The sequence below is a fragment of the Fluviicola sp. genome (genome assembly GCF_030151805.1).
Lineage (GTDB): Bacteria > Bacteroidota > Bacteroidia > Flavobacteriales_D > Crocinitomicaceae > Fluviicola.
Map to the genome: position 1 here is coordinate 1 of NZ_JASLCN010000435.1, position 9,709 is coordinate 9,709.

The window sequence follows — 9,709 nt, forward strand, 5'->3', positions numbered from 1 at the left end:
ATGCCTATGGTAATATCTACATTTCGGAAACTCCGTGGAATACCATCCGGAAAATAGATCCTGTAAGTTTTGGTATAGCACAATATGCAGGAATACCGTCTGCAACCCGGGGAGCATTAGGTGCTTATTCAGGAGACAGAGGACGGGCAACTGATGCCCAATTGTTTAATCCACTGGATTTTGTTTTTGACAGTTTCGGAAATATGTATATCGGTGACAGTTATAATTTTGTAGTCAGAAAAGTAACACCCGGGCTCGGAGGTGCTATTTCTACGATTGCGGGAAATAATGCGAATACTGTTGCAATGCTTCCGGATGATTGCGGACATCCAAAATCTATTCCAATCGGGGTTATCAGACGGGTTGCAATTGATCTTGATAATTGTGTATACATGTTTAATTCCCAGATTCCGGTTATATGGAAGATATCGGAAGGGGTAAAAATTAAAAACATTGATATCAACACCTTGTGCGCTCCGGGAACTCCGGGTGCGTCTGTAAGTCCTAAGTTAACCGCTTATGTTACCGGAGGAGTTCCTCCTTATACCTGCTATTGGACTGCTTTACCGGGAAATACTGTTTCATTGAATCACTATGACATATTATCACCGGAAATTACGGGAACATCAGGAGCAGGAAAGGTTTTGTTTGACTTACTGTTGGAAGATAACACCGGATGCAATGTGATGACATCCCGAAAAACAAATTTCTCGCTGAATTCCAGCCTGACATTCGATCTTGCCATGAGGGATTCTTACCTGGATATGTATGATGAACCCAATTCTCAGAATTTCGATCATTCACCATGGGATCCGGATATCTGGAACCGGGTATTTCCTGATGATCGTGTGAATATGAACCAGGATCCATGTTTTGGAGGCGGAAGTGCCATGTGTAACAATCACATGTATGTGACGGTGAGAAATATGGGCTGTGTTGCTTCGCCTGCCGGAAAGCAAGTGAAAATGTACTGGACAGTGGGAGGAACCGAACAAAAGTGGCCCGGAAACTGGACGACAGATATTTACCCGGGGACTTCTCTGCCACAGGGAAAAGAGATTGCGGTGATTACCCTTCCGGCAATGCCAGCCGGTTCCAAGCAGGAATTTAAACAGGCGTGGACAGCGCCGGATCCGGTAGCTTATACGGGGGCAAGCAATATGGGGATTTGTTTTCAGGGACGAATTGTTGATGGTCATCATGGGATAAATACGGATGGAATGTCTTTTGAGGAGACGGAACACGTGTTCCGGAATATGGAATACAATAATAATATCGTATTGCGCAATTCGAAAGTGGTAAGAATTTATCATCTTCCGGGTAAAAAGCTGACTGTGCTGGCCGGAAATGTCGAAAGTACATCCCGGGTGTCTTCTTTGAGTTTTTCAAACAGGGATATTACTGTTAGTACACTGAGCCAGTTTGCTGAAATCACTGTTTATCTCGGAGATATTTATGATTTATGGGTAGCCGGAGGTTCTTTGGGAATTTACCAGCAAACCAATCCTGTGGCAAAAACGGTAACGTTTAACGGTACCAATGAAGTGAGGCTGGATGGCATTCTGTTTCCTGCAAATTATCAATATCCTGTGGAGATGGAGTTTACACTTAAACCGGGAGCAGACGGTACGGAAATGAGAACGGAGTATGTGTATTTTCAGCAGTTCTCCAATACGCAGCAAGGACTTAAAATGCATGGAAGTTTTGAGTTTATTGTCACGTACGATGGAGAAGAAGCTCCTGCAGGTGCTTACCGGGCTGAAGGAACAGCTGGTGTAGAGCAAGCTAAGGCTCTTCGGGACGTAAAAGTATTCCCGAATCCGGCTTCTGCTACGGTGAATTTTGAATTGCCTTCAGTTGTCGAAAACGGTATGATTGTTCTCGTTGATGTATCCGGGCACGAAGTTGCCAGACAGACACTGAAGAATCAAAAGACTACCAATTTTGATGTGAAATCACTGGCTCCGGGTGTTTATATCTATCGCATAAACGCGGCAGACATGATTCAATCCGGTACTGTGATCGTGGAAAAATAAACTGAATGAATTGTTTTCAAAAGGCTTCACGGTAATGCGTGAGGCTTTTTTAGTATTGAAAAAGCATGTAAAGAGCGTATTGTTTTAGTCTTCAGGTATTTCTATTTTAGTAGAACACACACGACTGAATCAGAAAAACCTTTGACAGAGCGAGAGTTTTGAAACAAAACTCTTCAAAGCCCCCTATGCTTTTGAGGATTTTTCTGGCGATGACGAAATGAACTCAAAATCTGATACTATGAAAACAAATTTAAAAGTCTGCATTATTGGCAGATACAGCGAGGAGGAGGGCGTTCCTCAACTGTTAAGACATGAATTTCCTGATTTTCAGATTGTTTTTAAAACAAATAACCTGGAAGAGGGATTGCTTCAAATGGATCACATTCCTATTGATATTTTATTTGTCGGTATTCAATTGGTTGCAGAAAAGCATTCTGATATCCTTGTCAGACTGAAGAAAAAAACAGCACAGATCATTTTTGTTACTAATTCTGAGCAATCTGCAGTGAGGGCGATCAAAAAAGGGATTGCCAATTGGCTTATCAGACCTTTAAAAACCCTGGATTTTGTGTTAGCAGTGAATAAAGCTGTCGAAAATTTTGGCAAAGACAATCAAAAGCATTCTAAAGATATTTCTCTTTCACAGAAGATCAGTCTTCCTACTTTAAATGGTTTTAAGAGGATAAATATTCATGATATTATCCGATGTGAGGCCGATTCTAATTATACCTTGATCTATTTTTCCGATCATACAAAAACCATTGCTTCAAAAACACTCAGCGATTTTGAGAAGTGTTTTGCCAATTATCATTTTTTAAGGATACATCATAAATATCTGATTAATCCCAATCATATAAAAGAATATATCAAAGGAAGAGGGGGGCAGGTTGTTATGTCGGATAATTCCGTTCTCGATGTTTCTGCCCGGAGAAAAAATGATTTTCTAAAGAAGATGCTCTGATCTGCTTCACACTTAACTGAACAATAATCACACTTACTCATCTCTCAGTTACAGTTGATCAGTTGTGTTTTTTTACAAACCAGTTGTTTAATAATTTGCTGACACGTTTAACCTTATAATATTTAATTACTATGAAACGAATTTTATTTAACGCAAAAAGCGCAGCGGCAGCAGCTATGATTTTTTCGATAGGTTTAGTGAGTGCGCAAAATGCATGGATGCTGAACGGAAATCTAATAACCAGCAGCGTAAACTATGCAGGAACTACGAATTTCGCACCATTTTACCTGAGAACCAATGGGGCGGCCCCCAACCCGGGACAAGCCCTGCTCAATGAATTCGGAAGTTTTTTGGTGGAGAGTGTTAATAATACCAATACTGCAAATGTTAAAGGGAGTCTTGTTTTCGGGACAACCAACCGTCTCGGCATAAATTCAAACAGCTCATTGGTAGGTGGCTGGGGGAATGATGTCACTAACTCAGGAGGTGCAAACATTGTTGTGGGCCAGGGGAATATCGTTGGCAACGGAGCGTCAAAATCTGTTGCTCTGGGCTGGGTGAATGATCTTGGTAACTCGAACCAGTTTGCAATCGGTGCCGGAATCAGACTGGTAAGTGAATACTCCGGAGGTTTTGGTATAGACCTTGAAGCCCACGATGACCGGTCTTTCGTATTTGGTTCAGGAACGCATGCTTCTGCAAAGCTGGTAAATAATATTCCCCGATCAATCATGTTTGGAATGTCGGATGTTTCGACGGTTTTAATTAAAGACCAGTATGTTGGAATCCGAACTACTGCACCTACAGCTAATTTTCACAGTGTGGGAACAGTCCGTCTTGAAGGACTTCCAAGCGGGACAGGAAATATTTTGGTGGTTGATGCAAGCGGTAATCTGATGGTATCTGCTTCTTCAGCGATCCGGACTAATGAGAACCCAACAGAATTTCAGGCTCAGATTGATGGTCTTAAAAAGGAAATCCAGGAATTAAAGGATCTTATAAGCCAGCAAAATAAACTGATAACGGGTATCGAAAGTGAAGGACCGAAACTATACCAAAACACTCCAAATCCTGCAAAAGGGGAGACCGTTATCAGGTATTATCTTCCAAATGATTCGGCGGGAGAGGCATCAATAGAAATATATAATACGTTAGGACAATTTGTAAAATCCATCCGATTGCAGGAGAAGGGTAATGGAAGCGTGAATTTTACCGGGCTGGGCAAAGGGTCGTATATTTACCACTTAACGATTGGCGGCAAAAGTGTTGACAGCAGAAAAATGCTGATTGAAGATTAATAAAACCGGAATAAAGTTTAAAGCCATCCGTCTGGGTGGCTTTTTTGTTTTGAACAGATCGGGAATTCTGAACCGAAAAATGGATGGCTACCGGAGTTTATGCCTTCCTGTTTTATTCAATGCTTCTACCCGGTTGCGTACATGAAGTTTTTCATAGATGTGATAAATATGCGTGCGGATCGTATGCAGGCTCACCGTAAGTTTGATCGCAATTTCCTTGTTAGCATACCCTTTTGCGACCAAATCCAGGATTTCATTCTCTCTTTTTGTTAAGGAAGATTCTTCCGGATTGGCACGTTTTGTTTCGGGTTCTTTGAAGGAATCGACCACTTTACGGGCAATGGCACTGCTCATGGGAGCTCCTCCGTTTACCAGGTCTTTGATAGATTGTATCAGAATCTGACCGGCTGAACGTTTTAGTAAATACCCGTTGGCTCCGGCTTTCAGAGCATTGAATATTTTCTCCGAATCTTCCAGAACGGTGCACATCATGACGAGCATTTCCGGGTGCAGCTCTTTGATTTTCCGGGTGCATTCAATGCCGTCTATTCCGGGAAGATTAATGTCCATCAACACCACATCTGGTTTTGATCGGTGAAAAGCCTCCAAAGCACCCTCTGCATTTGAAAAGGAAGTGCAGCGAAAATCCGGTTCCGAATGAAGGATAAATAACATACCTTCCCGCATTTCCGGATGGTCTTCAATAATACAGACGTTAATCAATTCATTCATAGTTGTTTTTTTTTCAAATGGGTAATTCTATCTGAATACACGTGCCTTTATCAATTTCGCTTGTTATGGATAGTTTTCCTTTGAGTGTATCTATTCGTTTAGACATATTTCGTAAACCATTTCCCTGGGTATCGGAATCCGTGTTGAATCCTTTGCCGTTATCACATACTTTGATGAGCAGTGTGTGTGAAGACTCTGAGATGGTAATGAGCAGTTGACCGGCATGTGCATGTTTCACCACATTGTGCAGGATTTCTTTTACAAGCAGGAAAATACTCCGCCTTTGTTCTGCACTCATGGGGGTGTCGCGGTAAAGTGAATCTTCCATTTCAAGGGAGGTATTCAGGTCATGCTTTTCCGAGAATTGAGAGATGTAATTCCGGATATATGCCAGGAGATTGTGCAGTGTGTCGTTCGAAGAATTGAGCGTCCAGATGACTTCATTCATTTTATTGATGACTTCGTGTGATGAGGTTTCCAGTTTGTCCAGCAGGCTGTCGATGGATGTTGCCGAACGTTGATCGCGCAGTGTTTTTGACAGGATAATGATGCTTGTAATTTCTGAGCCTATATCGTCGTGAATGTCTGCCGAGATCCGCATGCGTTCTTTCTCAACTGCTTCGCGTTCGCGCATTGCAAGGAGTTGGTGCTGGACTCTTCTTTTCAGAATAAACCGGAATGTGAGTATCAGCAGTGTGATTCCGAAGAATATGGATAAAAGCAAAAACCAGTTGCTGTAATAAAAGGGCGGGGTAATGGTGAAGCGGATGACTTTGGATTGCCCCCAGTTGCTGTTGTATTTTTTCGCCTGGATTTCCAGGGCATATTTCCCGAAAGGAAGACCGGAAAATTCCAGTTCATTCGATGCTGTTATCTGCCATTCTTTTTCGTTTCCGGTGAACCTGTACCGATACTGAACCAGTTGTGGTTTATCCATTACAGGAGCAATGTACCCGATCGTAATTCCTTTGTCCTGGTTGTAAGGCAACACAAACTTTTTTCCCGGATCAAGCTCTGTTTTCCCGGAACGAATCCGCTGAATGCTGAGAATGGGTGGTTTGGACGAAGCTAAATTCCGGATCGGCAAGTGAAGGATTGATAACCCTTCCGTTGTGGCGGCATACATAAAATGATCGCGGAATGAGAGATCATTCACATCGTTTGAGATCAACCCCTTGTCCTGTTTTACATTCAGGAGTAACCTGAACCGGTTATTCTGAAATGACAGGATGGAAATTCCGCCGTTGGTAGCCACGTAAATCGTATCGCGAATACAATAAATCCGTTTGCAGATTGATCCCGCCAAACCGTCAGAACGTTTAAACGTAGTTATCAGCTTATTGTCTTTCATAGCGATGAGCCCGTCGCTATAGGTTGCCAGAAACAATGCCCCGCGGCTATTTTCGGCGTAATGCTGTACTCTCACTTTGAGCCGAGGTTCGTTTACCGACAGGTTTTTAAATACTTCATGACTTTCGTCAAGGAATAATCCGAATCCTTTAATAGAGCTTTGATAGCTTCTTCCCCTGGAATCGATGTAATTGCTGAAGACCCTTCCAAACGGGTTTCCGAATTTCTTATTCACACGTTCAAATGCCATCAGCTGTTTATTCAGCTTTAGTGTCGGAAAAGCAGGACAGGTAAGAAAGGTGTTTCCAAGCGGATCAAAGTAAATCCCTTTATTTGCTCCGATACGTTCTCCGTTTTTGTTTCGTATTTCAATAGGTTCAGTATAAACACCGGTTGATTTCTTTTTAACCAAAAGAATCAGCCGGTCAGTGATGATCCATATATTTCCGTCCTGATCCTGTTTGATCTGTAATACCCTGTTGTTAAGAGCAGAATAAATCCCCAGATCGTAGTGTTTTGTTTCGTTTTTTGAAAAACAACTGAGATAGCCATTGGTGTATCCCAGCCAGAGTATTCCGTCGTCCGTGATACAGGAACTTAGCAGGTGCTTTCCTTTTGAACGTGTGTTTATTTCGAATTCCAATTGATTGGACAACCTGGAATAAGGAATTTTGTAGATGCCTTCTGCCTTGGTGAGAAGCCAGATGTTATTTTCCTTGTCAAAACAGATAAAAGCCGGTTTATCGGGCAGGATATTGACGGGTTTTTGGTAGGTATTTCCGGTTCGCCGATACAACAGATTTTGCCCCATCAGATCGGATCGCCAGATATTCGAATAGCGGTCTTTATTAAACCAATTGAATTGTTCGCGACCGGGAATGTACTCAAAAGATAACAGATACGTAGGCTTGAGTTCGTCGATTCTGTAGAGTTTATTTCTTACACTATAAAGGATTGCGGTACTCACCGGATTGGTATACCAGATTCTGTTTTTCCATTGATTATCCAATGCCGTATCCGGAATTTTTCTGAAGTTTCCCGATGAGCTTAATTCAAATATTTCGCCTTGCTTTATTACTGTTGCCGACGTGACACAAAATATTCGTTTTCGGTCAATGCTCGGGTAAATGCAGGAAATGTCTCCGGGAATCCGGTAGCGGGTGATCTTGTTTTGAAGATCAACTTTGATCAGTTCCCTTTTGACGGAAGGAATGTAGATATTTCCGAAAGCATCTTCGGCAAAAGAAAAGGTATAGCCCAAATATTGATCGGGTAATTGTTTGATCATCGGGTCGTTTTTTTCCGAATAAAACTTCCCGTTGTAATAATAACTGATTTTCTTGCTAAAAGGAAAAAACCAGATACGCCCTTTGTTGTCCTCGTACATGGCCAGTATTTCATCTTCGGCGAGTCCGTCTTCTGTGGTGAAATTGGTGAATTTTTTACCGTCAAAACGACTGACTCCTGCGTCGGTTGAAAGCCAGAGAAAACCCTGTTTATCCTGGATGGCATAATAAACCGTTTGGCTGGGTAATCCGTCGTTGACCGTATAATGGTCATAACTGATTTGTGTGAAAGCATTCAGTGCTGAGAGATTAAATACGGTAAGCAGGAGTAAGAATCGATAAAACATATGTCGTGACCCAGTGAATTTTTGTGTCGAATATAACGTTCAGAAGTTCCCGAAAAAATGGTTGTTCTGAAAATAAACAGTTTTTAGAATAGACGTCTTTTTTATCAAGGTCGTTTGCTGATTCATTTTTCAATGAATAGAACCAAACAGGCGGAAAATGAAATCAATCCTGTAATGAATGACTATCACTGATCGAATTCGTTGTCTTTCAGAACAAAGAAAAAACAACTAAAATCCTTCTTCACAATCACCTTTTGATAAGTTTCAATTCCTAATTCGAAAAAAAGATTATTTTTGCAACGCTTAAATAAATGAACAAATGGCAGGTACTACCAGTTTTAATGATCTTAAACGTCAATTTCAACAAAATAAAAAACTTCGAATCATCACTGCTGTAGTGATTGGATTCATTGTGGGAATTCTTGGATATATTCTGTATAAACAACTTGTTTATGCTCCGAAGAATCAAAAATCCAATGAAGGATATTACAGAGGATTGAATTTGGCAGCAAAAGATTCAGTGGATGCTTCAATTGCAGAATTGGAACCTTTTGTAAAGAAAAATGATGGATACCAGGGTGGCCAGGTGGCTAAATTTACATTGGCACGTCAGTACATGGCAAAAGGAGATTTCAAGAAAGCATTGAAATTGCTGGAAGATGTTTCGTTGAAAGATACTTATGGACCGGCAATGGTTTTGGGTCTTCAGGGAGATTGCAACAGCGAACTTGGGAAGTACAAAGACGCTTTGAGTTTTTACGAAGATGCAGCTGAAGTAAACGAGAACGAATGGACAACTCCGACATACTTGTTTAAAGCTGGTCAGGTTGCGGAAGAAATCAAAGACTACGCGAAAGCGAAAGAGTTATACGAAAAAATTAATCAGGATTACTACATGTTTGGTCAACAAAAAACGATTGACAAATACATTGCCAGAGTATCCAACAAATAAATTAGAGACGTGGCTACAAGTTTAAAAAACTTATCAGCGTTCGATCAAGATACAATTCCAAACGGTGCCGATTTTTCAATCGGCATTGTTGTTTCTGAATGGAACGGTCATATTACTTCCAAATTATTGGAAGGAGCAGTTGAAACATTGATCAACGCAGGAGTGAAAGAATCCGGGATTATTATCAAACAGGTTCCCGGTGCATTCGAATTGCCTTTGGGAGCTCAATGGTTTGCACAGAACGAAAAAATCGACGGAATCATTGCAATCGGTGTGGTAATTCAGGGAGAAACGAGGCATTTCGATTTCGTTTGCTCGGGAACAACCCAGGGAATTGTAGACGTAACACTGAAATACAATAAACCGATCGGTTTTTGTTTGCTGACAGACAATACGGAACAACAATCCATCGACAGAGCAGGAGGAAAGCACGGAAACAAAGGTGTGGAAGCAGCTGTGACGGTGTTGCGAATGATCGAACTTAAAAGAAATTATTAATTGAAAATGTAGAATTGAAAAGGGAGACCTTTGAGTGGTTCAGAAACTTTTCAATTTTCAATTTTCACTTTTCAATTACACCATGACATTAATCAAATCTATTCCAGGAATCAGGGGAACGATCGGAGGTGTTCCGGGAGATAATTTAACGCCCATTGATGCAGTGCAGTTTGCTGCGGCTTACGGTACGTGGCTGAAATCCCTTTCGCATTCAAATCCATTGAAAGTGGTGGTGGGAAGAGATGCCAG

The 9,709-nt window shown here is 41.4% G+C and carries 7 protein-coding genes and 1 pseudogene; 6 read left to right on the forward strand and 2 right to left on the reverse strand.

Annotated features, from left to right (window positions below):
* The 3 genes from Q1V93_RS16495 to Q1V93_RS16505 all read left to right on the forward strand — a co-directional run.
* Positions 1-2,036 (forward strand): T9SS type A sorting domain-containing protein (locus Q1V93_RS16495; protein WP_300666172.1); only part of this gene is annotated, 2,036 nt, incomplete at its 5' end.
* A gap of 238 nt (positions 2,037-2,274) precedes the next feature.
* On the forward strand, positions 2,275-2,997 hold the full coding sequence (locus Q1V93_RS16500) for a LytTR family DNA-binding domain-containing protein (protein WP_300666174.1): 723 nt from the start codon (positions 2,275-2,277) through the stop codon (positions 2,995-2,997).
* A 131-nt stretch (positions 2,998-3,128) separates the two neighbouring features.
* Complete coding sequence (locus tag Q1V93_RS16505; protein ID WP_300666176.1) at positions 3,129-4,295, forward strand: T9SS type A sorting domain-containing protein; 1,167 nt, start codon at positions 3,129-3,131, stop codon at positions 4,293-4,295.
* A gap of 87 nt (positions 4,296-4,382) precedes the next feature.
* Here Q1V93_RS16505 and Q1V93_RS16510 read toward each other — a convergent pair whose 3' ends face one another.
* A complete protein-coding gene (locus tag Q1V93_RS16510) occupies positions 4,383-5,027 on the reverse strand; it encodes a response regulator transcription factor (protein ID WP_300666177.1) in 645 nt (214 codons plus the stop codon).
* Positions 5,028-5,040: 13 nt separating this feature from the next.
* A complete protein-coding gene (locus Q1V93_RS16515; protein ID WP_300666179.1) occupies positions 5,041-8,010 on the reverse strand; it encodes a sensor histidine kinase in 2,970 nt (989 codons plus the stop codon).
* A 319-nt stretch (positions 8,011-8,329) separates the two neighbouring features.
* Between Q1V93_RS16515 and Q1V93_RS16520 the strand changes: the two genes are divergently transcribed.
* The 3 genes and pseudogenes from Q1V93_RS16520 to Q1V93_RS16530 all read left to right on the forward strand — a co-directional run.
* Positions 8,330-8,962 carry a tetratricopeptide repeat protein gene (locus Q1V93_RS16520; protein ID WP_300666181.1) on the forward strand — a complete coding sequence of 211 codons (633 nt, stop codon included), beginning with the start codon at positions 8,330-8,332 and terminating at the stop codon, positions 8,960-8,962.
* A gap of 9 nt (positions 8,963-8,971) precedes the next feature.
* Complete coding sequence (ribH, locus tag Q1V93_RS16525) at positions 8,972-9,460, forward strand: 6,7-dimethyl-8-ribityllumazine synthase (protein ID WP_300666182.1); 489 nt, start codon at positions 8,972-8,974, stop codon at positions 9,458-9,460.
* Between the two features lie 82 nt (positions 9,461-9,542).
* Positions 9,543-9,709: pseudogene (locus tag Q1V93_RS16530) on the forward strand (phosphoglucosamine mutase); the annotation flags it as partial.

Coding starts and splice junctions, on each gene's coding strand:
- Q1V93_RS16500 (WP_300666174.1), top strand. CDS start 2,275: ATGAAAACAAATTTAAAAGTCTGCATTATTGGCAGATACAGCGAGGAG.
- Q1V93_RS16505 (WP_300666176.1), top strand. CDS start 3,129: ATGAAACGAATTTTATTTAACGCAAAAAGCGCAGCGGCAGCAGCTATG.
- Q1V93_RS16510 (WP_300666177.1), bottom strand. CDS start 5,027: ATGAATGAATTGATTAACGTCTGTATTATTGAAGACCATCCGGAAATG.
- Q1V93_RS16515 (WP_300666179.1), bottom strand. CDS start 8,010: ATGTTTTATCGATTCTTACTCCTGCTTACCGTATTTAATCTCTCAGCA.
- Q1V93_RS16520 (WP_300666181.1), top strand. CDS start 8,330: ATGGCAGGTACTACCAGTTTTAATGATCTTAAACGTCAATTTCAACAA.